Below are 22298 nucleotides of genomic sequence, written 5' to 3' on the forward strand. Positions count from 1 at the left end.
TGCGGAAATGGCTGAGATCGTTCTCGAGAATGTGAGCAAGCGCTACCCCGACGGTGCGCTCGCGGTGTCCGAGGTCAACCTGGAGATCGCCGACGGCGAGTTCATCATCCTGGTGGGACCGTCCGGGTGCGGGAAGTCCACCACGCTGAACATGGTGGCGGGGCTGGAGGACATCTCCTCCGGTGAGCTGCGCATCGACGGCAAGCGGGTGAACGAGAAGGCGCCCAAGGACCGCGACATCGCCATGGTGTTCCAGTCCTACGCGCTCTACCCGCACATGAGCGTGCGGGAGAACATGGCCTTCCCGTTGCGGCTGGCCAAAGTGGACGACGCCACGGTGAAGGCCAAGGTGGACGAAGCGGCCCAGATCCTGGACCTGACCCAGCACCTGGACCGCAAGCCGGCCAACCTCTCCGGTGGCCAGCGCCAGCGCGTGGCGATGGGCCGGGCGATCGTCCGCAGCCCGAAGGCGTTCCTGATGGACGAGCCACTGTCCAACCTGGACGCCAAGCTGCGCGGGCAGATGCGGACCTCGGTGTCGAAGCTGCAGAAGCAGCTGGGCACCACCACGCTGTACGTCACGCACGACCAGACCGAGGCGATGACCCTCGGCGACCGGGTCGTGGTGCTGCGCGGCGGGTACGTGCAGCAGATCGGCTCGCCGCAGTTCCTCTACGACAACCCGGCGAACCTGTTCGTGGCCGGGTTCATCGGCTCGCCGTCGATGAACTTCGTCCCGGCCACGCTGGAGAACGGGTCGCTGCAGACACCGTTCGGCGCGGTCACGCTGACCGACCGCGTGCGGCGACTGGTGGAAGCGGCCGACGGCGGCCGCGAGGTGATCGCCGGCATCCGGCCGGAGCACTTCGAGGACGCCGCCCTGCTCGACGACGCGCAGAAGAGCGGTGGCGTCACCTTCACCACCACGGTGGACGTGCTCGAGTCCATGGGCTCGGAGAAGTACGCCCACTTCTCGGTCGAAGGTTCCCAGGCGACCTCGTCGGACCTGGCGGACCTGGCTGCCGACAGTGGATCGGCCGATGTGCCGGACGGTGGCTCGGCGATCGTTACTCGGTTGTCGGCTTCGTCCGGGGCCAAGGAGGGTGAACCGCTGGACGTGTGGTTCGACGCGGACAAGGTGCAGATCTTTGATCCTTCGTCGGGGAAGAATCTGACGTACGCGGGTTGATTTCTGGTTGCCACCCCGCTTTTTTAGTGTGACTACGGCGAGGGCTCCTTTGTCAAGGCGGGAAAGATGCCTTGACAAAGGAGCCCTCGCCGTGTTGTTTGCGGCGGATCGGGGTGAGGGGGAGGGCTGGGTGGTCTTCGGGGTTTGTGTGCCCGGCTCGCCTTGGGGAGGGAGGGGTGGTGCCCTGGGCTGGGGTGCCCGGGTCGCGTGGGGAGGGGGTGGTGCCGTGAATGTGGCTTTCACGGCCGAATTCGCCGTGAATGTGGCTTTCACGGCACCGAGGGGGGCTCGGCTGGGCTGGTCGGTGTCACGAATGTGGCTTTGGGGGCGTAATCGGCCCCCAAAGCCACATTTGTGTCGTGGTCAGCGTTGGGTGCGTAGGGTTTCGATGACCTCGTCGTCCCAGCGGTGGGTGCGGATGAGGCGGTAGCGCTCCCCGGCCACCCACATGTACGCCTCGGCTTCGGTGTGCGTGCCGATCAGGTCTGCCTGGTGCAGCATCCGCACCACTGGTTCGTACTCTTCCGCGAACCACCGCGCGGCGATCGTCTGGCGGTCCAGGAACGCGCCTTCGTCCTGCATCAGGCGGAAGCCCCAGGCTTCGACGTGTTCACCGAGTTGGGCGTAGTCCCACGGGTCCGAGACGATCACCGACGCCCGTGCCTGGCCGGTCAGGGGGACGCGCTCGAGGAAGATGCGCCGGTAGTCCTTGACGATCAGGTCGCCGCGGTAGCGGATGCCCGCCGGGTCCAGTTTGGTCCGGACCTCGGTGACCTGCGCGTCGATCGAGTCCAGGCCCATCGCGTGCGCGACCGAGACGCGGTGGTGGCCGTCGATGATGAAGTGCAGGCCGCCGATGCGGTACACCTCGATCGGCGGGATGTTCTCCCCGCGCCGGGCGGCCAGTGCGAGGCGTTCCCAGCGTTCGCGCACACGGCCCGAGGTGGGGCGGAACCGGCGGTCGAAGTCGCGGCCGCGGTCGACGCTGCCGACGATGGACGAAAGCTGGATCACCCGCAGGCCGATGCGCCGTTCGCTGACCCAGCCGAGTGCGTCCACCACCTCGTGGAACGGCAGCATGATGTTGACGTCGTCGGGTTCCCGGCGCAGCCAGTTGGCCAGGCGTGAGAGTACCTGCCGCCGCCGGGCGCGCAGGAAGTCGCTTTCGGCGTCGGCCCTGGGGAAACCGGTGTCTCGGTTCATCGTGCCACCTCGAAGGTGATGATGTGCTGTCCCACCACGTTGCGCACCACGGTATCCCCGATTTTCCGGTCGGGTGTCGGCTGCCCGTGCGGGTGGATGTGCCCGTGCAGCAACCAGCGCGGCGCGAGCTTCTCGGTGGTGCGGTGCAGGCAGTCGAACCCGTGGTGCGGCGGGTCTTCCCGGTCACCGAGGTGCCGGGGCGGCGAATGCGTCAGCAGCACGTCGACCCCGCGGCCGTCGCGGCGGCGGCGTCGTTCGGCCCGGCGCACCAGTTTGCGGGCCCGGCGTGCCTGCTGCCCTTGGGTGAACTGGTTCGGACCATCGTTGTAGCGGATCGAGCCGCCGAGCCCGGCGATGCGCAGGCCGCCGACGTCGACCACTCGCCCGTCCGCGTTCACCCCGCCCGCCGGGCCGGGCCACCGCGCCGGGAAACCGTCCCTCATGGACAGACCTCCGTACCTGGTGAAGCCGGAAAGATCGGGATCGTGGTTGCCGGGCACGAAAACGCACGGCCGGTCCAGCGCGCTGGCGAGGAACTCGAGGTAGGCGAACGGGAGATCGCCGGCGCCGAGGATGAGGTCGACCGCGAGGCCGCTCACCGCGCCCGCCCAGAGCCGTTCGTCCACCTCGTCGGCCACCACCAGCGCGCGAAGCATGCGCCCAGCCTACGACAGCGGAGCTCAGGGCACCGGCGGCGAGAACCCGGCCGTCCACCGGCCACCGCTTTCGCGGATGGACAGCGCGTAGGTGAACCGCCCGCCGTCGCGCAGCACGCCGTCCACCACCGCGAGGTCACCGCGCACGGACACCCGGACGTCGCGCACCCCGGCCTCGCCGAGGTCCTCGACATAGGACTGCGCGAAGTCGTCGCGGTCGGCCTTCGGGTAGTCGAGCAACCCGGCGAGCCCGGCGGCGTCCCGGTCGGCCAGTGCGGTGGCCAGGCGGCCACGCAACTGCTCGGCCGAGTCGGCGCCCGGCTCCGGCTCGGCTGCGATCACCGCGGTGAGATAACCGACCCAGACCACCGCGAGTACGGCGAGTCCGGAGAGGACCAGTCGGCGACGCGTGAACTTCACTGCGCCCCGTGGGCGAAGTCGGGGTTCTTCGCGATGATCGCGATCACCACGAGCAACCAGGTCAGCGACAGGGCGAGCGCCCAGAACTTGAGGTTGGTCAGCAGGCGGACCATGGGAGGCCTCCTCGAGGTATTCCAGGAAGGGAGCGGACTTCAGAGCCAGCGGTTCTTCCGGAATATTCGGTAGAGGATCAGGCAGACGACGAGGATGACGCCCATCACCATGGGGTAGCCGAACTTCCAGTGCAGTTCGGGCATGTAGTCGAAGTTCATCCCGTACACGCCCACACCCATGGTGGGCACCGCGATGATCGCCGCCCACGAGGTGATCTTGCGCATGTCGGTGTTCTGCTGGAGCGTGATCTTGGCCAGCGTGGCGTCGACCAGGGTGGTGAGCAGCTCGTCGAAGTTGACCACGCGCTCGGTGACCTGCGTGAGGTGGTCGTCGACGTCGCGGAAGTACGAGCGCACCTCGTCCGGGACCAGCCGGCTGTGCCCTTCGGCGAGGCGCTTGAGCGGGGTGGCCAGCGGCATCACCGCGCGGCGCATCTCCAGCACCTCGCGCTTCATGAAGTAGATGGTCTCGGCGGTCACCGACGAGCGCGGCGCGAAGACCTGCGCCTCCATCTCGTCGATGTCCTCCTCGAGGTGGTCGGTCACGTCCAGGTAGTGGTCCACCACGTGGTCGGCGATGGCGTGCAGCACCGCGGCCGGGCCCAGGTGCAGCCGCTCGGGCTCGTTGTCCAGCTCGCGGCGCAGACGGGCGAGGCCGGAGTGGTTGCCGTGGCGGACGGTGACGATGAAGTCCTTGCCGAGGAACGCCATCAGCTCGCCGGTCTCGACGATCTCGTTGGCCGTGGTCGGCGACTCGTGCTCGACGTAGCGGACTGTCTTAAGCACCAGGAACAGGTTGTCGTCGTAGCGCTCCAGCTTCGGGCGCTGGTGCGCGTGCACCGCGTCCTCGACCGCCAGTTCGTGCAGGCCGAAGGTCTCCGCGACGCCCTGGATCTGCTCCTCGTCCGGCTCGTGCAGGCCGATCCAGACGAACCCGGACCCGCGGCGGCGGACCTCTTCGATCGCCTCGGAGTGCGTCCAGCGCCCGGACAGCCGCGCCCCCTCGTCGTACACCGCGCAATCGACCACGTACGCCGAAAGGGGGACGGGCAGCGGGCGCGGAGTGTCACCACGGCCATTGCCGCGACCACGGAGAGAAGGCAGAGAAGGCATGGCGACTCCAGGGGCTGACGTCGTGCTTGAGCAGAGTGACTGCAACTACGACCGAGCCGGAGCGGGAAACGAACGCTCCGGCAGCGCCAGCGTCCGTGCGGCGGCCTACCTGGGAGAACGCGAGCCGGATCGGAGCACGAGGACGCTGGTATTACTAGGGAGCGGACTATCGCCAGTACTCACCGCGTACCTCACCTCCTCCGGCCGGGGATCTTCACCTGACGTGTCGCTGGTCGCGTTGACGCACCGACACCGATGGTCAAGGGTACTCCTCGACATGAGTCCTTGTCGCCGCAGGTAGGTGTGGCGTTACCCGCCGAGGAGGAAGCCGCGTGCAGTTCGGGCGCTATTTCGAGGAGTTCGAGGTCGGGGCCGTGTACAAGCACTGGCCGGGCAAGACGGTCACCGAGTACGACGACCACCTCTTCTGCCTGCTGACCATGAACCACCACCCGCTGCACCTCGACGCGCACTACGCGGGGGAGACCACCGACTTCGGCAAGAACGTGGTGGTGGGCAACTACATCTACTCGCTGCTGCTGGGCATGTCGGTGCCGGACGTCTCGGGCAAGGCGATCGCCAACCTCGAGGTCGAATCGCTCAAGCACGTGAAGCCGACCTTCCACGGTGACACCATCTACGGCGAGACCGAGGTGCTGGACAAGACGCCGTCGAAGTCGAAGGACGATCGCGGGGTGGTGTACGTGGAAACGCGCGGTTACAAGCAGGACGGCACGATCGTGTGCGTGTTCCGCCGGAAGGTGATGGTGCCGAAGCGGTCCTACGGCGAGGCCAGGGGCGGCGAGCAGCCCGGCCGCCCGGTGCCGCATGAGTGACCCGCTCGCGGAGGTCAAGCGGCGGCTGGCCGCTTTCGCCGCGCAGGAGGCGGCCGGGGTCTCGCCGCTCTACGAGCACCTGGCCGCGCACGCCGCCGAGGACGACGAGATCGCCGGGCTGCTGCTCGCCGCGTCCTCGCCGGAGGAGGCGCGGGCGCCGCTGCTGTTCGCCACTGCGCACCGGCTGATCCAGGCCGAGCCGATCCACCCGCTTTCGCGCTACTACCCGTCGCTCGGCGGGTTCGACGGGGTGGACGGCGGGACGTGGCCGGAGTTCCGCGGTTTCCTCGCGGAGCGGGCGGACAAGGCGAAGGCGCTGATCTCGTCGCGGTACACGCAGACCAACGAGGTCCGCCGGGCGGCGCTGCTGTACCCGGCGGTGGCGCTGGCGGCCAAGGCGGCCGGCGGGAAGATCGCCCTGCTCGAGGCCGGGTGCAGTGCCGGACTGCTGCTCGGGCTGGACACCTTCGGCTACCGGTACCAGTGCGGTGGCGACCAGCTCACCGCCGGACCGGCGAAGGCGGCGGTCGGCCTGCACTGCGCGCTGGAGCTGGCCGAGGGCGCGGTGGCACCCAAGATCCCGAAGAAGTTGCAGGTCGGCGCCAAGCTCGGGCTGGACCGCGCGCCGGTGGACGCCGCCGACGAGGACGAGCTGGCGTGGCTGGAGGCGTGCGTGTGGGCCGACCAGGTCGACCGCATCCGGCTGCTGCGGACCGCGGCGGCCGCGCAGCGCAAGAAGCCGCCGGAGCTGGTGACCGGGGACCTGGTGGACGACCTGGGGGCCGCGGTGGACCGCTTGCCCGCCGAGCTGCCGCTGGTGCTGCTGACCAGCCACGTGGTCACGTACCTGGCGAAGGAGAAGCGGGAGGCGTTCGTCGAGGCGGTGTCGGCGCTGGGGCGGCCGGTGTGGTGGGTGAGCCAGGAGGCGTACGAGGCCGGCATCGAGCCACTGCTGCCGGGCCGCGACGACCTGCGCTTCGCCGACACCCGCACCAGCACCCTGGGCCTGGTCGAATTCGGCGACGGCGCCCCCCGTGCCCAGGCCCTCGCCCGCACCGCCCCCCACGGCCAGCGCATGACCTGGCTCTGACCCCCGCCCAATGCTATGAGTGGGGCATTACTTGCATTCAATGCAAGTAATGCCCCACTCATAGCATTCGGCTCTGCCGACTCGAGGGCGCCGAACGTGGGACTCGGGTGCCTGAGTGTGGGGTTCGGCTTCCTGGACGTGGGGTTCGGCTGCACGAATGTGCGACTCGGGGGTCAGGACGTGGGTAGGGCGTTCCACGAGCGCAGGGTGTCGGCCAGCTGGGGGACCAGGGCCCCTGAGTGGTCCATGGCGGTGAACTCGGCGGCCGACACCCAGCGGGCCGCGGTGGCGTCGTCCCCGGCGCTCAGGTTGCCGGAGACGGCCGTGCAGCGGTAGTCGTGGATGTCGTACGGGCCGCGCTCGACCACGCCGACCAGTTCGCCGGGCACCACTTCGAGCCCGGTTTCCTCCCGCATTTCCCGGACCAGCGCGTCATTGTCCGTTTCGCCGCTTTCCACCCGCCCGCCGGGCAGGGACCACAATCCGGCGCCCGGGTCGTTGGCCCGCCGGATGAGCAACAGGCGGCCGTCCTCATCGAGCGCGATACCGCCGACGCAGCGAATCCTCGACTGGTTCATCCGACGGATTGTCGCGGACGGGGTGAATGTGACCCTCGTTACCCGCGGCGATCTTGAAATCGGCCCGGCGGGGTGCTGGAGGCCGGTGACCGAGTGCAGCCGCCGTCACCAGGTGGAACTGCGCACCCCTGGCCTGCGGCGGGTCCGATCGATCTTCGAGCGGGCTCCCAGGTCACCTAGAGTAGCTGTCCGGTACCATCGCTCGCGGCCGCTGCCCCAAGCGCGGGACATTCTTCCCGTTCCACGGCGGGGTGCGGTACAACGTTATTGGCCACCCCGGCAACAGCCGGGTCGGGCTACCTTGGCGGACAGGGTCCGGACACAGAGACGGGATTGATCGTCATGAACGCGAAGAAGCTCCTGACGTTCGCCGGTATCGCGTTGGTGCTGTTCTTCGTGATCGCCCAGCCGCAAGGCGCGGCGGGTCTCGTCACGAACATCATCACCTTCCTGCGCGAATCGGCCGAATCGGTGATCACCTTCGTCAGCAACGTGTTCAGCTGACCGGCAACGGTTAGCCTGAGCAGATGTTCGCCCCCCGCGACCCAGACGAGTACCTCCTCGACACCGAGCGCCGGGTCATCCGCATCCGGCGCCACTGGGCGACGCTGCTGTGGGACAGCTTCGAAGCGGCGGCCCTGCTGGCGATCTGCGTGCTGGTGTCGTACGTGCTGCCACCTTCGATGTGGCTGATCAACAACATCCTCTGGTACCTGGCGCTGCTGGTCATCCTGCGGTTCTCCTACCTGGTGATGGAGTGGTGGGTCGAGCGGCTGGTGGTGACCGACAAGCGCTTCGTGATGACCACCGGCGTGTTCACCACGAAGGTGCTGATGATGCCCATCACCAAGGTCACCGACCTCACCTACCAGCGCACGGCCTGGGGCCGGGTGCTCGGCTACGGCACGATGGTGGTCGAGTCGGCCGGGCAGATCCAGGCACTGAACAAGATCGACTACCTCCCGCGGCCGGAGGAGTTCTACGACACCATCTCCGAACTGGTCTTCGGCGACAAGGCGAAGCAGGCCGAGCGGTTCTCGATGATCAAGGCGCAGCGCGCCGCCCGCGGCAAGCGCATGGTGGGCTGATTGCGGTGTGACCGGCGACATCGTCCAGAATGGACGCTGTGCGCATAGATCTGCACACCCACTCCACGGTCTCCGACGGGACGGACAGTCCTGCCGAGTTGATGGCCGCTGCCGCCGCCACGGGGTTGAGCGTGATCGCGCTGACCGATCACGACACCACCGCGGGCTGGCTGCCTGCCATCGAGTCGCTGCCGCGCGGGCTCACCCTGGTGCCGGGTGCCGAAATGTCCTGCGTGTCCGGTGAGCCAGGGGCGCGGATCGGCGTGCACCTGCTGGGCTACCTCTTCGACCCGGCGGCCGAGGCGGTGGTGGTCGAGCAGCGCAGGCTGCGCGCGCAGCGCCGCTCCCGGGTGCGCACGATGGCCGAGCGGATGGCCGCCGACGGCCTGCCGGTGGACCCGGACGAGGTGCTCGGCCTGCTGCCGGACGACTCGCCCGCAGGGCGGCCGCACCTGGCGCAAGCCCTGGTCAGAGCCGGTACGGTGTCCACTGTGGACGAAGCATTCGCGCGGTACCTGGCCAGCGGCCGCGGCTACTACGTGCCCGGCGCGGACACCCGGGTGGAGACGGCGATCGAGATGATCACCGCGGCCGGCGGGGTGACCGTGCTGGCCCACGCGTTCGCGCACAGCCGGGGCCCGACGCTGAGCGAGGAAGCCATCGCGAAGCTGGCCGCGCACGGGCTCACCGGGCTCGAGGTGGACCACCCGAACCACGAACCCGCCGACCGCGAGCGCCTGCGGGCGCTGGCCCGTGACCTGGACCTGGTGCCCACCGGCTCCAGCGACTACCACGGCACGAACAAGACCATCGCGCTCGGCCAGGACACCACCGCGCCCGAAGCCTTCGAGGAGCTGGTGGGGCAGGCGAGCGGCGCCCAGCTGGTGACCGGCTGATGGCCTTCTCGGACTACTTCGACGCGGCGCTGTTCATGGAGGCCACGATCACCCTGGTGGTGATCATGGACCCGCCCGGCACGGTGCCGGTGTTCCTCAGCCTGACCGGCCGGAAGTCCCCCGCCGTGCGGGCCCGCGCGGCGCGCCAGGCGGTGCTGGTCTCGCTGCTGGTGATCTCGCTGTTCGCCATCGCCGGGCAGGCGATCCTGGCCTACCTGCACATCGGCATCCCGGCGCTGCAGGGCGCGGGCGGGCTGCTCCTGCTGCTGATCGCGCTGGACCTGCTGACCGGCAAGGGCAGCACCAACCCCGAGGTGGCCGAGGACGTCAACGTGGCGCTGGTGCCGCTGGGCACGCCGCTGCTGGCCGGGCCGGGGGCGATCGCCGCGACCATCGTCTTCGTCCGGCAGGCGGACGGGCGTGCCGGTGCCTACGTGGCCCTGGCGCTGGCCATCGTCACCGTGCACTTCGTGCTGTGGATGTGCATGCGGTACTCGGGCGTGGTGATCAAGCTGATCCGCGAGTCGGGCATCACCCTGCTGGCCAAGGTGGCCGGTCTGCTGCTCGCCGCGATCGCGGTGGAGCTGGTGGCCAACTCGGTGAAGGGCTTCATCGCCGGGGGCTAGCGCCTCCTGCCGGAACTGTCGGTGGTGGTGCGTACGCTGGGCGTCGTGTCGCAGATCGGGTTCGACTTCGGGAAAGAGCCTCGGCGGCTGACCAGGGTGACGCCGGCCAAGCTGGCCACCTTCGACGACTGCGCGCGCCGGTACCGCCTGGCCTACCTCGACCGCCCCACCCCGCGGCGCAGCGGCCCGTGGGCGCACAGCACGCTCGGCGCGGTGGTGCACAACGCGCTCAAGGCGCTGTTCGACCTGCCGGTGGAGCGCCGCAGCCCGCAGCGGGCCGCCGCGCTGGTCGCCGAGCACTGGAAGGACGCGGGCTTCGTCGACGAGGTGCAGGCCGCGAAGTACCGCCGCCGCGCCCAGGAGTGGGTCACCGAATACGTCGAGCACAACGACGTCGCCTTCGACCCGGTGGGGCTGGAGCGCTGGGTGTCCGCGCCAACCGGCGGTGGTCCCGGCGGGCCGACCATCATCGTCGAAGGCCGCGCGGACCGCATCGACGACCGCGGCGGCGAACTGGTGATCGTGGACTACAAGACCGGCAAGCGGCAGCCCGACGAGTACGAGGCACGCAGCGCGCAGGCGCTGGCGATGTACGCCGTGGCGGCCACGCGCACGCTGCGCATGCCGTGTCACAAGGTGGAGCTGCACCACGTGCCCACCGGCACGGTCGCCGCCGCCGAGCACACGCCGGAGAGCCTCCGGCGGCACGTCACCCGGGCGGAGGAGACCGCCGCCGATCTGCAGAAGGCGACGGATACCCTGGCCGATGGCGGTGACGGGCAGGAGCTCTTCCCCGCCAGGACCGGGCGTCACTGCTCCTGGTGCGACTTCCGGCCCAGCTGCGCCGAGGGCCAGCAGGCCGCGCCGGAAGCGCGGTCGTGGGACCTGCTGGCGCCGCTGGAAGCCGACGAATAGCGAGATTTCTGCCCGTGCACCAACCACCTGGCCGCGGAGGCCATCGTCGCCCCGCCACGCCGTCGTTCGCCGAACGAACCCCCGTCGCCGACGCGCGGACCGACGAACTGCCGACGGGCGCGCCCGGCATCGCCAACGCGCGCACCGACGAGTTCGAGGTCCCGGCGGTCCCCAGCAGCTCCCCGCGGCCCCGGGCGCGCCGGTTCTGGCGCGGTCTCACCGGCGCGATGGCCGCCGGGCTGGCGATGCTGACCGCCGCGGACATCGTCATCCAGGTCTACGCGTTGTTCGTCGACTCACCCGGCCCCGGCCTGCCGTCGCTGATCGGGCACTTCGTCGGCGCCACCGCGGCGGTCGTCGCGCAGCGCTACGCCGACCGCTGGATCGGCCGCCGAGCCGCGGCCTGCGGGGTCGCCGTGGTCGTGCTGACCCTGGCGACGCTCTGGTTCTTCTGGTGGGCCTGAGTCAGGCGGTCCAGGCGCGCCAGGCGGGGACCAGCGCGGCCAGCAGGCCGTCGGGGTTCTCGGTGTTGGGTGAGTGGGCGGCGCCGGGGACCAGGGCGAAGGGCACGTCCAGGCGTTCGGCCATCTTGCCCTGACTCGGGATGCTCCAGGCGTCGTCGTTCTCGCCCGCCACCACCAGCGCGGGGATGTCGTTGTCCTGCAGCGCTTTCGCCAGTTCGTCGACGCGGTCCGGCTCGTTGCGCAGCACGTCGGCCATGCCGAGCAGGCCGGCCGCGCTGGAGCTGGTGAAGCGCTTGCGCAGGAAGGCCTTGACCTCGTCCGGGACCAGCGCCCAGGCGGGGAACCGCGAGCTGACCTCCTCGCGGACCGCGTACGCGGCGGCCAGTCCGTGCCGGCGCAGCAGCGGTTCGCCCAGGCCGAGCGCGGCTCGCCGGCCGCCGTCGGGGAGTTGGCCGGGGCCGCTGTCCATCAGCGTCAACCCGGCGACCCTCGCGCCGGCCAGCACCGCGCCGCGCGCGACCAGGCCGCCGAACGAATGCCCCAGCAACACCACCGGACGCGGGCCCAGCTCAGCCACCAGATCGGCGACCACAGCACCCAGGTTCGCCGGGGTGTAGGCGGCTTCGTCGTCGATCCCCGGTGATTCGTACTGCCCCGGCAGGTCGATCGCCACCGCCTGGAAACCCGCGTCCGCCAACGGATCGAGCAGGGGCGCGAAGTCCTCTTTGGACCCGGTGTAACCCGGCACCAGCAACGCCGTCGCCGTCGCGGCACCGGTGGTGCGCAACGCGGCGATCGGCCCGTGCGGGCCGGTGAACTCGGTGCGTTCCGCGTGGTGCGGCCACAGTTGCGACGGCCGCGGCGGTGTGCCGTCGGCCAGTCCCGGATGGATCCCCATGCGTTCCCCTAACGCAGAGCGGCCAGTGTGTCGCCGCGTTGTTCCAGCAGGACCGGGCCGATCGAGGCGAGCCGGACCGGGCCGGTGTAGCCGTGCCGGTCCACGCCGATGGTGCGCAGCGTGCGGCCGGTGGTCTCGTCGATCACCGCGAGCCCGCCGGGGATCGGCACCACCAGCTGCCCGGCGAACCCGGCGGCCGGGCCGAGCGTGCCGTTCAGCGTCCACTGCGGACTGAGGTTGTCCCTGGCCAGCGCCATGGTCTTCGAGCCGGTGAACCAGTAGAAGGCGCGCGTGCCCCTGGTCACCGGTTGCACCGGACCCTGCGGTGCCGCCACGTCCGCGGCGGGCAGCTCCAGCGGGTAGGCGGTGCGCTGGTTGCCGTCCTGGTCGTAGATGACCAGCAGGTTCTGCTCGGGCAGCGCGATCGCGGTGGAGTCACCGGAGATCGCCAGCAGCCGCACCGACCGCCCGGCGGTGACCGAGCTGTAGGACACCTCCGGCTGGTCGCTCTCCTTCGGCGTCGACTTCATCAGCGTCAGCCGGTCGGCCGGGTCCTCCGGGCACTGCTCGACCACGCCGACCTTGCCCGAACCCGCGGCCACGGACGAGAACACGCAGCCGGTGCGCGGCTGCTTGCCCGGGTTCACGAGCGCCGGGACCTCGCCGTACTCCACGCTGCGGACCAGGTCGTCGCGCCAGGTGTTGAGCAGTTTCTTGCCGGTGGTCGTCACGTGCGAGCCGTCGTCGACCAGCTGGGTGCCGAGTTCGGCGTCCCCGTTGCGCAGGGCCGTCCGCTTGCCGGTGCCCGGGTCGAGCTGGGTGACCTCGCTGCAGTTGCGGTCCTTGTGGAACAGGGCCACCGCCTTCGACCACACCCCGGAGATCGTGCAGAGCGGCAGGTCACGGGCGTAGCGCCAGCGCACTTCGCCGGTCATCGGGTCCCGTCCGGCCACTTCGCCGCCCTGGCCGGTGACCACCGCGGTGCCTTCGGCCACCGGGACCGGCGTGGCCGCGCTGGGCGCCTGCCACAGCTCGGTCAGCGTGCCGGGCACCTCGGTGGGCGCGTCCGGCAAGGTGGGCGCGGCGGCCGCGGTCTCCGAGACCGTGGCGCGGCTGTCACTGGTCAGCCAGACCACCGCGGCACCGACGAGCACCGCGACCACGAGACCGGCGGCGATCGCCTTGTCTCGGCCGCGGTTCCACGGCGATTTGCGGGCTTTGACCGGCTTTTTCGCCGGAGTGGCCGCCTCCGGGTGAGACCCGGGACGGGTCTCGGTGGAGGCGGCCAGCACGTCTTCGGTACCTACCGGTTCGGGGTGGGACTCAGGCACGTGCTCAGTCTGCCGAAGCGGGTGTGTCGGCCGTGTTGGCCGAGGCACCGGCGCGACGGCGGCGACGACGCCGCGCGGGGCGCTCGCCGTTCTCGCCCGCCGCCGATTCGGGCTTCTCGTTGGTGGCCGAGGCGTCCCCGTTCGGCTTGCTGCTGCCCGCGTTGCTGCGGGTGCGGCGGCGGCGCGGGCGCTCCTCGGTACCACCGGCTTCGGCGTCGCCACCCTGGGCGGCGGCGTCCGCGGCCTCGATCTCGGCGGCCGCGTCGGCCCCACCGCGGGTGCGGCGGCGCGGGCGGCGGGTGCGCTTGACCGTGGACTCGGTCTCGGAGCGACCGCGGCGCTTGCCGCCGAGGTTCTCCTCCGGCTCGGCGGCCAGCCCGGCGCGGGTGCGCTTGGCCAGCGGCAGCCTGCCGGACGCGCCCTCCGGGATGCCCAGGTCGCTGAACAGGTGCTTCGAGGTCGAATAGGTCTCGACCGGCTCGGGCATGTCCAGCTTGAGCGTGTCCGAGATGAACTTCCAGCGCGCTTCGTCGTCCCAGTCGACCAGGGTGACCGCGACGCCGGTCTTGCCGGCGCGGCCGGTGCGGCCGATGCGGTGGACGTAGGTCTTCTCGTCCTCCGGCGTCTGGTAGTTGATCACGTGCGTGACGTCCACGACGTCGATGCCGCGAGCGGCGACGTCGGTGGCGACCAGCACGTCGACCTTGCCGGAGCGGAACGCGCGCAGCGCCTGCTCACGGGCGCCCTGGCCGAGGTCACCGTGCACGGCCGCGGCGGCGAACCCGCGCTCGGCCAGTTCGTCGGCGACCTTCTGCGCGGTGCGCTTGGTGCGGGTGAAGATCATGCACAGCCCGCGGCCCTCGGCCTGCAGCACCTTCGCGATCAGTTCGGTCTTGTCGAGCGAGTGCGCCCGGTAGATGAACTGGGTGGTGCGCTCGTGCACCGCGCCGGCGTCGTTCTCCTCGGCGCGGATGTGCGTCGGCTGGGTCAGGAAGGTCCTGGCCAGGGTGATGATCGGGCCCGGCATGGTGGCCGAGAACAGCATGGTCTGACGCTCGTCGGGGACCATGCCGAGGATGCGCTCGATGTCCGGCAGGAAGCCGAGGTCGAGCATCTCGTCGGCCTCGTCCAGCACCAGGTTGCGGACCTTGCCCAGCACCAGGTGCTTCTGCTCGGCGAGGTCGAGCAGGCGGCCCGGGGTGCCGATGACCACGTCGATGCCCTTGCGCAGGGCGGCGATCTGCGGCTCGTACGGACGGCCGCCGTAGATGGCCAGCGTCCGGATGCCCAGGTGCTTGCCGGCGTCGGTGAGGTCGCGGGCGACCTGGACGCACAGCTCACGGGTCGGCACCACGATCAGCGCCTGCGGGGTGCCGTCGCCGGGGGTGACGATCCGGTGCAGCAGCGGCACGCCGAAGCCCAGCGTCTTGCCCATACCGGTGCGGGCCTGGCCGATCAGGTCGTCGCCGGCCATCGCCAGCGGCAGGGTGAGCGACTGGATGGCGAAGGTGCGCTCGATCCCGCTCTCGGCGAGCGCGCGCACGATCTCCGGGCGCACGCCGAACTCGGCGAACGTGGGTGCTTCGGGCTCTACGGGCGCGCCGGCCTGGAGCGGGTGGGCCGCCTCGATCTCCGGCACGCCGGTCTCGCTGTGCTCCAGCGCGACCGGATCGCTACCGGTAGTGATTGTTTCTGCTTGGTTTTCGCTTGCGGTCAGGGTGATCGCCTCTCTCGTACCAGCGCGCACTGCCTGGCTTCGTGACACTCGACCGCGGGTTCTGACTTCGCGGGAATGCCGTCGGTGTGGAGGCGTACGCACACATGTCACCGCTACCCCGGCGCGTCCGGCCCCGTCTTTCCGTCGGGGGATGCGCCATCGTGGTGCGGCAGATCCTCTTGATCCAACGCGAAGTGTACCCCGCCTGATTCCGGGAACGACTACACGCCGCGCCCGCCACGTGATCTCTGTCACCCGTTGCGGGCGACTACGCTCACTCCCGTGACCGACGGAAAAGACAAGATCAGCGAGGGTGTCGTCGATCTGCTGGGGGTGCTCGCGTACGGCGAGCTGTCCGCGTTCGACCGCCTCGCCGAGGACGCGAGATCGGCCCCCACGCTGGGCGGGCGGGCCGCGCTGTCGCGGATGGCGGCCGCCGAGATCGGCCACTACGAGCAGCTGTCGGCGTACCTGTCGAGGCACGGCGTGACGGTCGAGCGGGCGATGGAACCGTTCGTCCGGCCGCTGGACGCCTGGCACGCCTCGACCGCCCCCAAATCGTGGCTGGAATCACTGGTGAAGGCCTACGTCGGCGACGGGCTGGCGGCCGATCTGTACCGCGAGATCGCGCACTGGCTGGACCCGGAGACCAAGGACCTGGTGCTGACCGTGCTGGCCGACACCGGGCACTCGGCGTTCGCCGAGCAGGAGGTCGCCGCCGCGATCGGCGCCGAGCGCACCCAGCGCGACAAGCTCGCGCTGTGGGGGCGCCGGCTCCTCGGTGAGGCGCTGACCCAGGCGCAGTACGTGGTCGCCGAGCGCGACGGCCTCGCCGAGTTGATCGTCAGCGGATCGGGTGACCTCTCCGGCATTGCTCAGTTGTTCCGGCGGCTCCAGCAGGGTCACACCAAGCGGATGCAGGTGCTCGGGCTCGGCTAGCCTGGCTGGGAAGGTGTGTTCACGCAGTCATCCCAGATCCAGGCGGAGGTCCCAGGTGGAGGTCAAGATCGGCATCAAGGAGACCCCACGCGAGCTCGTGGTGTCCAGCGGCCAGTCCGCCGAGGAGGTGGAGAAGCTGGTGTCGGAGGCGCTCAACGCCGCCGACGGGCTCTTCCGCATCTCCGACGACAAGGGCCGCAAGTTCCTGGTGCCCGCCGACCGCATCGCGTACGTCGAAATCGCGCCGAACGACGCGCGCAAGGTCGGCTTCGCCGTCGGCGCATAGTCGCTGACCGGGGGAGGCCGCCAGCGGCTTCCCCCGGAAGTGTTCAATTCGTTATTTTTGCCACACTCTTAGCGCCGTCTCAGCTACGCAGGGCACACTGTTGCGAGGTTCTTGGGGGACCCGCGGCCCGGCGATGCGGAGAAATGAGGTGGACGGCGTCACTGCGGCAGAGGCACGCGCCGGCGTGCTCGATGATCGGACCCTCCTCCCCGAGCGGCGCACGCCGCGGCTCAGCGGGGTCGACGTCGCCAGAGGCGTCGCGGTGCTCGGCATGTACGCGGTGCACGTCGGCCCGCACCCCGCGCACGGTGGCCTGAACCTGGCGTTCCTGCCGTTCGAAGGCCGGTCCGCGGCGTTGTTCGCGGTGCTCGCCGGGGTGTCGATAGCGCTGATGTCCGGCGGTGAGGTGCCCAAGACCGGGCGGCCGTGGGCGCAGGTGGTGCTCCGGCTGCTGACCAGGGCGCCGCTGCTGATCGCGCTGGGGCTGTTCCTGACCAACCTGCACACCGGGTACCTGGTCATCCTGGCCTACTACGGGGCCTGTTTCGTGCTGGCGATCCCGTTCCTGCGCCTCGGTATCCCGGCGTTGCTGGCCGGTGCCGCGTTCTGCGCGACGGTGATGCCGTTCCTGTCGTTCGCGATCCGGTCGCACATCGCGCCGCGCGACCTGGTGCTGTGGATCCCGGACGCGACGGTCGAGACGTTCAGCACCGCGTCGTTCGACTACATCCTGCAGGTCCTGCTGCTGACCGGCACGTTCCCGGCGCTGAGCCTGATGGCGTACATCTTCGCGGGCATGGCGATCGGGCGGATGAACCTGCGCTCGGACCTGGTGTGCCGTCGCCTGGTCGCGGGCGGGGCGATCACCGCGGCGATCGCGTACACCTCGTCGTGGCTGGCCACCGACGTGCTGGGCGGGCGCGAGGAGATCTACCGCTCGCTGATCCCGGCCGCGGGCGCGGCGGGCATGAGCCCCGCGGAGTTCTACGACCTGAACGTGAACCAGTCCTTCGGTACCCCGCCGACGACCACGCTGGCCTGGGAATTCGTCGCGAACGGACACTCGTACACCCCGTTCGACCTGGTCGGCTGCATCGGCGTGGCGGGCGTGGTGATCGGCGGGTGCCTGCTGCTGGTGCGCCGGTACGGCCGCCTCCTGCGGCCCATCGCCGACCTGGGTTCGATCGCGCTGACCGCGTACGCCGGGCACTTCGTGGCGATCTGGCTGCTGTTCCGGGAAAAGGACGCGTTCAGCCTCACGCACTGGCTCTGGTTCGGCGGGGTCGCCGTGGTTTTCGCGGTCGCCTGGAAGAAGTGGGTGGGGCGAGGGCCGCTGGAATGGGTGCTGCACCAGGCTTCGAGGTGGCCGGGAAAGCTGATTCCTCGACGTTTTTGATTGTTTGGGGGCCACCCCGGTATTTCATTGTGACTACGGCGAAGGCCCCGATGTCAAGGCGGGAAAGATGCCTTGACATCGGGGCCTTCGCCGTGTTCTGGGCTTTGGACCGGGGATGGGGAGGGATGGGTGGCGTCTCCGGTCACCTTCCGCCGCCGGGTTCCTTTTGTGTTCGTTGGCGGCGATGGGTGCCGTGAATGTGGCTTTCACGGCTTCGCGAGTGTGGGGTTCACCTGCCCCAGTGTGGAGTTCGGCTTCCTGAACGTGCGGTTCGGATGCATGAGTGTGGGACTCGCCGGGCCGGGGGCGGGTGGGCGAGTCCCACGTTCAGGAAGCCGAACCCCACGTTCAGATAGCCGAATGTCACGTTCGGGAAGCTGAACCTCACGTTGGGGAGGCCGAGTTCTGCGTTCGTGGGGCGCGGCCGGTGTAACGAATGTGGCTTTCGAGACGCCAGATGTCTCGAAAGCCACATTCGTGACAGGGGGGTCAGGCGGTGGCGGCTTCGATTTCGGCGAGGGTTTTGGGGACGTGGAAGGGTGGGGTGCTGGTGCCCATGATGCGGTACCGGTCCCAGGGGTCCGGATCGGACAGTTCACAGGGGGCCGAGCCGTCCGGGGTGCGGATTTCCGCCTTGGTCTTCTTCCCGCCCAGCAGGGTGGAGAGTTCCTCGGAGGCGTTGATGCGGCCGTACCAGTGGTAGTAGCCGTCGATCGGCTGGAAGTGGCCGCGCAGCTGGATCCGAACGGCCAGTTCGGTCTCGCCGACCACCACGGTCGCGTCGCCGGTGTAGCCGTCTTCGTCGTCGTGTTCGCTCACGCCGAGTCTTCCTTTCCCCGTGCCATCTGCACGACCTTGTTCTGCTCCAGCGGCAGGTTCGGGTCGACCACCACGCCACGCTGGCGCAGCAGCCCGTCGATCGCCGCCCAGATGAGCTGGGTCAGGTATTCGACCACGCTGTCCCGGCTCATCGACCGCCGTTCCAGCCACCACTCGCCGGTGTTCTGCACCAGGCCGACGATCCCGTGCGCCCACGGCTCCGCCGCGCCCGAGTCCATGCTGAACATCCGCATGTAGTCGCCGAGCAGCGCGGTCAGCGCGGTCGCGATCACTTCCTTGTCCTCGGCGACCACGTCCGAGTCCACCGGCTTGTCCGGCCACGAACCGCGCGCCAGCAGGCGGTACAGGTTCGGGTGTTCCTCGATCACCCCGAAGAACGCGTCGAGCGCCATCCGGATGCGCGGCAGCGGCGCGAGTTCGGCGTTGATCGCCGGGATCAGGCGCTCGAACAGGATGTTCGTGCCGCGCTGGCCGAGTGCGACGAACAGGTCGGCCTTGTCCTCGAAGTGCCGGTACAGCACGGGTTTCGTTACGCCCGCCTCCGCGGCGACGTGTTCCATGCCGAGGTCGGGGCCGTGCTCGTCCAGCGCTCGCAGCGCGGCCTCGACGAACTCCGCGCGCCGGGCGATGCGGTGCTTGCGCCAGCGGTCGCGGCGGGCGTCGCCCGTCTCCGGTTCGCTCGAAGACGGCTTGCTGGCTTGCTTGCTGTTGCGCTTGACACGGCCGACCATGTTCCGCATGCTACCAGAGGTAACTGTTACCTCAAGTTACACACAAGTGCGGGTGTGGGAAGGCAAGGTCGGCAATGACGCGGACGCTCAAGGACGCCGGTCGGGAGAAGACCGCGGAACGACTGCTCAAGTCTTCGGCGAACAAGTTCTACGACCCTGACGTCGACATCGACTGGGACGCGCCACTGGTGCCGGGCAAGCACTACATCCCGGAGAACCGTTCCAGCCTCTACGGCACGGAACTGTGGGAGAAGCTCAGCCCCGAGCAGCGGATCGAACTCGGCAAGCACGAGATCGCCAGCGTCGCGACCACCGGGCTCTGGTTCGAGATCCTGCTGATGCAGATGCTGCTCAAGGAGGTCTACGACACCGACCCGACCTCCAGTCACGCGCAGTACGCGCTGACCGAGGTCGCCGACGAGTGCCGCCACTCGACGATGTTCGCGCGGCTGGCCGACCGGATCGGCTGCCCGGCGTACGGGCCGGTGCCCGCGTTGCGCCAGCTGGCCAAGGTGCTGCCGGCGATCAGCTACGGCCCCGCCCGCTACGGCGCCATCCTGGTCGCCGAGGAGGTGCTGGACCGGCTGCAGCGCGAGCAGATGAACGACCCGGAGATCCAGCCGCTGGTGCGCATGGTGAACCGCATCCACGTGCTGGAGGAGGCGCGGCACGTGACCTTCGCGCGCGAGGAGGTCACCCGCGGCATGGCGAAGCTGAACCGCGCCGAGCTGGTCTACCAGCAGTTCCTGATCGCGCTGATCTCGTACTTCGTCACGCGTGCCTTCATCAACCCGCACGTCTACAAGGCGGTCGGCATCCGGCCGCGCGACGGGGTCGAAGCCGCGCTGAACAACCCGCACTGGCAGCAGACCATCGGCTGGGCGGGCGAGAAGATCATGCCGTTCCTGCAGGAGTCCGGGCTGGTCGGCAAACCGGGGATGTACTTCTGGAAGAAGTCCTTCCTCCTCCCGGCCCGATGAGCCCGCGCGAACTCGTCACCGCCGACGGCACGAAGCTCCACCTGGAGCTGAGCGGGCCGGACGACGCGGCGGTGACCGTGGTGCTGGTGCACGGCTGGACGCAGGACCTGACCTGCTGGGAACCGGTCGTCCAGCGACTGCGGGACCAGCGGCTGCTCCGCTACGACCACCGCGGGCACGGCCGGTCCACCCCGGCCCGCCGCGGGACGGCGACCATCGAGCAACTCGCCGACGACCTGGCCGAGGTGCTCGGCGCGGTGGTGCCGGAGGGCCGGCTGGTGCTCGCCGGGCATTCGATGGGCGGGATGACGATCATGGCGCTCGCCGAGCGGCATCCCGAACTGGTTTCACGCCGGGTGGCCGGGGTGGCCTTCGTGGCCACCTCGTCCGGCGAGATGAACCGGCTCACGCTCGGCCTGCCCGGCCTCGCCGGGCGCGGCGTGACGAGGGCCGAACCGCGGGTGAGGAACCTGCTGGAACGACGGCGCAAGGACACCCTGCCAGGGAGTCCGGGGTTCCTGGCGCCGTTCACCCGCTGGCTCGCGTTCGGCAGGGGCGCGGCACGGGCCGATGTGCTGGATGTTTCGGCACAGGCCCTGCGCGCGCACCCCGCGAGCATCGCGGGCTTCCTGGAGGCGATCACCCGGCACGACCGCCGGCTCGCGCTGGCCGCACTCCGCGGCACGCCGGCGGTCGTGCTCGCCGGGCAGCTGGACCGGCTGTGCCCGGTCCCGCACGCCAGGGTGATCGCCGACGAACTGCCCGAAGCGGAGTTCGTCTACTTCCCGAAGGCGGGGCACATGCTGCCGTACGAACGGGCGGACGAGGTGGCGGCGCGGGTTCGGGCTTTGACCAAGGTGCCGGTGCTGACGGGTGTTTGAGCCCCGCCCCGGTTTTTGATTGTGACTACGGCGAAGGCCCCGATGTCAAGGCGGGAAAGATGCCTTGACATCGGGGCCTTCGCCGTGTTTTTGGCTGTGGACCGGGGTGGGGTGGGGGGTCTGGGCGGATGCTCCGGTGGGGTGCCCCGGGCGGCGGTTGCGCTGGGGCCTCGGCTGGAGTGCCCGGGCGGCGGTTGGGCTCGGGACGGTGGGGGCGAACGCTATGAATGGGGCATTACTTGCAATGGATGCAAGTAATGCCCCACTCATTGCATTGAGCGCTGGGGAGGGTGCGGCTGGGGTGGGCGAGTGTCACGAATGTGGCTTTCGAGACGTTTGGCGTCTCGAAAGCACATTCGTGACAACTACGGGTGTTGTAGGGGGAAGCCGGCGCCGATGCCGCGCCAGGCCAGGGTGGAGGTCAGGGCGACGGCCTCTTCGCGGCTGATGGAGCTGTGGTTGGCCAGCCAGAACCGGGCGCTGACCTGGCTCAGGCCGACCAGGCCGACGGCCAGCAGGCGCGCGCGGTCCTCGTCGAGGCCGGCGTCCGAGGTGATCGTCTCGGTGATCGCGTCGACGCTCGCCGAGGTCGCGCGGTCGACCGCCTGCTGGACCGCGGGCTCGCCGCGCAGGTCCGACTCGAAGATCATCCGGAACGCACCGGCGTCGCCGTTGACGAAGTCGAAGAAGGCGCCGACCGTGGCCGGGACGCGCTGCTTGTTGTCCGCGGTGGAGTCCAGCGCCGCGCGCACCCGTCGCACCAGTTCGTCGACGTGGCTCTCCAGCAACGCTATGTAGAGGTCGAGCTTGCCGGGGAAGTGCTGGTAGAGCACGGGCTTGCTGACCCCGGCCTGCTCGGCGATCTCGTCCATCGCCGCCGCGTGGTAGCCGTTCGCGGCGAACACCCGCTGCGCGGCGGTGAGCAGCTGGGCACGCCGTTCCGTGCGAGGCAGCCGCACCTGCGTTCGCTGGGTGCTTTGAGCCGCTTCCGTCATCAGTCCCTCCAGACCTTCTCCGCCTCGCGCGGGGGTCACCACGGCCGAAGCGTCCCCCTGACATTACTCGTCGGTACTCACCAAACGCCAAGCGTCCGGCCACATCAGGCATTCTGG

General features: G+C 69.7%; 25 protein-coding genes. 14 read left to right on the forward strand and 11 right to left on the reverse strand.

The window, feature by feature from the left end:
- Positions 1-7 precede the first annotated feature (7 nt).
- Positions 8-1189 (forward strand): ABC transporter ATP-binding protein, encoded by a 1182-nt coding sequence (locus tag JOM49_RS11665; protein WP_209664313.1) that lies wholly within the window; start codon positions 8-10, stop codon positions 1187-1189.
- Positions 1190-1552: 363 nt separating this feature from the next.
- On the opposite strand, the gene JOM49_RS11670 is transcribed toward JOM49_RS11665, so the two are convergent.
- From JOM49_RS11670 to corA, 4 genes are all read right to left on the reverse strand, one after another.
- Positions 1553-2392 carry a chromosome partitioning protein ParB gene (locus JOM49_RS11670; RefSeq protein ID WP_209664314.1) on the reverse strand — a complete coding sequence of 280 codons (840 nt, stop codon included), beginning with the start codon at positions 2390-2392 and terminating at the stop codon, positions 1553-1555.
- Complete coding sequence (locus JOM49_RS11675) at positions 2389-3048, reverse strand: metallophosphoesterase family protein (protein ID WP_209664315.1); 660 nt, start codon at positions 3046-3048, stop codon at positions 2389-2391. Before JOM49_RS11675 ends, JOM49_RS11670 begins: the two co-directional genes overlap by 4 nt.
- A gap of 24 nt (positions 3049-3072) precedes the next feature.
- Positions 3073-3468 carry a hypothetical protein gene (locus JOM49_RS11680; RefSeq protein ID WP_209664316.1) on the reverse strand — a complete coding sequence of 132 codons (396 nt, stop codon included), beginning with the start codon at positions 3466-3468 and terminating at the stop codon, positions 3073-3075.
- 152 nt (positions 3469-3620) lie between these two features.
- Positions 3621-4694: a magnesium/cobalt transporter CorA gene (gene corA / locus JOM49_RS11685; protein ID WP_209664317.1), complete on the reverse strand. Its 1074-nt coding sequence runs from the start codon at positions 4692-4694 to the stop codon at positions 3621-3623.
- Positions 4695-5026: 332 nt separating this feature from the next.
- Between corA and JOM49_RS11690 the strand changes: the two genes are divergently transcribed.
- Both JOM49_RS11690 and JOM49_RS11695 read left to right on the forward strand, forming a co-directional pair.
- Complete coding sequence (locus JOM49_RS11690) at positions 5027-5530, forward strand: MaoC family dehydratase (protein WP_209664318.1); 504 nt, start codon at positions 5027-5029, stop codon at positions 5528-5530.
- Positions 5523-6620 carry a DUF2332 domain-containing protein gene (locus tag JOM49_RS11695; RefSeq protein ID WP_209664319.1) on the forward strand — a complete coding sequence of 366 codons (1098 nt, stop codon included), beginning with the start codon at positions 5523-5525 and terminating at the stop codon, positions 6618-6620. The genes JOM49_RS11690 and JOM49_RS11695 overlap by 8 nt, the downstream gene beginning before the upstream one ends.
- A 173-nt stretch (positions 6621-6793) precedes the next feature.
- Here JOM49_RS11695 and JOM49_RS11700 read toward each other — a convergent pair whose 3' ends face one another.
- The gene (locus JOM49_RS11700) at positions 6794-7198 is read right to left on the reverse strand and encodes an NUDIX hydrolase (protein ID WP_209664320.1); all 405 of its coding nucleotides are present in this window, start codon (positions 7196-7198) and stop codon (positions 6794-6796) included.
- A 342-nt stretch (positions 7199-7540) separates the two neighbouring features.
- Between JOM49_RS11700 and JOM49_RS11705 the strand changes: the two genes are divergently transcribed.
- From JOM49_RS11705 to JOM49_RS11730, 6 genes are read left to right on the forward strand one after another with little or no spacing between them, the layout of a single operon-like run.
- Positions 7541-7702, forward strand: a complete 162-nt coding sequence (locus JOM49_RS11705) for a hypothetical protein (RefSeq protein WP_113696211.1) — start codon at positions 7541-7543, stop codon at positions 7700-7702.
- A gap of 23 nt (positions 7703-7725) precedes the next feature.
- On the forward strand, positions 7726-8286 hold the full coding sequence (locus tag JOM49_RS11710; protein WP_209664321.1) for a PH domain-containing protein: 561 nt from the start codon (positions 7726-7728) through the stop codon (positions 8284-8286).
- Positions 8287-8315: 29 nt separating this feature from the next.
- On the forward strand, positions 8316-9182 hold the full coding sequence (locus JOM49_RS11715) for a PHP domain-containing protein (RefSeq protein WP_209664322.1): 867 nt from the start codon (positions 8316-8318) through the stop codon (positions 9180-9182).
- Positions 9182-9808, forward strand: coding sequence for a MarC family protein (locus tag JOM49_RS11720; protein WP_209664323.1), 627 nt, complete (start codon positions 9182-9184; stop codon positions 9806-9808). Before JOM49_RS11715 ends, JOM49_RS11720 begins: the two co-directional genes overlap by 1 nt.
- A 45-nt stretch (positions 9809-9853) precedes the next feature.
- Positions 9854-10723 (forward strand): RecB family exonuclease, encoded by an 870-nt coding sequence (locus tag JOM49_RS11725; RefSeq protein ID WP_209664324.1) that lies wholly within the window; start codon positions 9854-9856, stop codon positions 10721-10723.
- A 14-nt stretch (positions 10724-10737) separates the two neighbouring features.
- Positions 10738-11187, forward strand: a complete 450-nt coding sequence (locus JOM49_RS11730; RefSeq protein ID WP_209664325.1) for a hypothetical protein — start codon at positions 10738-10740, stop codon at positions 11185-11187.
- 1 nt (position 11188) lies between these two features.
- Here the strand turns inward: JOM49_RS11730 and JOM49_RS11735 are convergent, their stop codons facing one another.
- From JOM49_RS11735 to JOM49_RS11745, 3 genes are read right to left on the reverse strand one after another with little or no spacing between them, the layout of a single operon-like run.
- Positions 11189-12085 carry an alpha/beta fold hydrolase gene (locus JOM49_RS11735; protein WP_209664326.1) on the reverse strand — a complete coding sequence of 299 codons (897 nt, stop codon included), beginning with the start codon at positions 12083-12085 and terminating at the stop codon, positions 11189-11191.
- A gap of 8 nt (positions 12086-12093) precedes the next feature.
- Positions 12094-13416, reverse strand: a complete 1323-nt coding sequence (locus tag JOM49_RS11740) for an Rv3212 family protein (RefSeq protein WP_308158713.1) — start codon at positions 13414-13416, stop codon at positions 12094-12096.
- A gap of 4 nt (positions 13417-13420) precedes the next feature.
- On the reverse strand, positions 13421-15055 hold the full coding sequence (locus tag JOM49_RS11745) for a DEAD/DEAH box helicase (RefSeq protein ID WP_308158714.1): 1635 nt from the start codon (positions 15053-15055) through the stop codon (positions 13421-13423).
- 360 nt (positions 15056-15415) lie between these two features.
- Here JOM49_RS11745 and JOM49_RS11750 point away from each other — a divergent pair, with 360 nt between their 5' ends.
- From JOM49_RS11750 to JOM49_RS11760, 3 genes are all read left to right on the forward strand, one after another.
- Positions 15416-16072: a ferritin-like fold-containing protein gene (locus JOM49_RS11750; protein ID WP_209664329.1), complete on the forward strand. Its 657-nt coding sequence runs from the start codon at positions 15416-15418 to the stop codon at positions 16070-16072.
- Between the two features lie 55 nt (positions 16073-16127).
- Positions 16128-16358: a DUF3107 domain-containing protein gene (locus JOM49_RS11755; protein WP_209664330.1), complete on the forward strand. Its 231-nt coding sequence runs from the start codon at positions 16128-16130 to the stop codon at positions 16356-16358.
- 148 nt (positions 16359-16506) lie between these two features.
- On the forward strand, positions 16507-17754 hold the full coding sequence (locus tag JOM49_RS11760) for a DUF418 domain-containing protein (RefSeq protein ID WP_308158715.1): 1248 nt from the start codon (positions 16507-16509) through the stop codon (positions 17752-17754).
- A 489-nt stretch (positions 17755-18243) separates the two neighbouring features.
- Here JOM49_RS11760 and JOM49_RS11765 read toward each other — a convergent pair whose 3' ends face one another.
- Positions 18244-18573: a DUF4873 domain-containing protein gene (locus JOM49_RS11765; protein WP_209664332.1), complete on the reverse strand. Its 330-nt coding sequence runs from the start codon at positions 18571-18573 to the stop codon at positions 18244-18246.
- Positions 18570-19325 (reverse strand): TetR/AcrR family transcriptional regulator, encoded by a 756-nt coding sequence (locus JOM49_RS11770; protein ID WP_372444001.1) that lies wholly within the window; start codon positions 19323-19325, stop codon positions 18570-18572. Before JOM49_RS11770 ends, JOM49_RS11765 begins: the two co-directional genes overlap by 4 nt.
- Before the next feature lie 74 nt (positions 19326-19399).
- On the opposite strand from JOM49_RS11770, the gene JOM49_RS11775 reads away from it, so the two are divergent.
- Together JOM49_RS11775 and JOM49_RS11780 are read left to right on the forward strand one after the other, a co-directional pair.
- Complete coding sequence (locus JOM49_RS11775) at positions 19400-20305, forward strand: AurF N-oxygenase family protein (RefSeq protein ID WP_209664334.1); 906 nt, start codon at positions 19400-19402, stop codon at positions 20303-20305.
- Positions 20302-21186, forward strand: a complete 885-nt coding sequence (locus JOM49_RS11780) for an alpha/beta fold hydrolase (protein ID WP_209664335.1) — start codon at positions 20302-20304, stop codon at positions 21184-21186. Before JOM49_RS11775 ends, JOM49_RS11780 begins: the two co-directional genes overlap by 4 nt.
- Before the next feature lie 365 nt (positions 21187-21551).
- On the opposite strand, the gene JOM49_RS11785 is transcribed toward JOM49_RS11780, so the two are convergent.
- Positions 21552-22181 carry a TetR/AcrR family transcriptional regulator gene (locus JOM49_RS11785; RefSeq protein WP_209664336.1) on the reverse strand — a complete coding sequence of 210 codons (630 nt, stop codon included), beginning with the start codon at positions 22179-22181 and terminating at the stop codon, positions 21552-21554.
- Positions 22182-22298: the final 117 nt, after the last annotated feature.

Origin of the sequence: Amycolatopsis magusensis (assembly GCF_017875555.1) — a bacterium.
In the GTDB taxonomy this organism is placed as follows: Bacteria; Actinomycetota; Actinomycetes; order Mycobacteriales; family Pseudonocardiaceae; genus Amycolatopsis; species Amycolatopsis magusensis.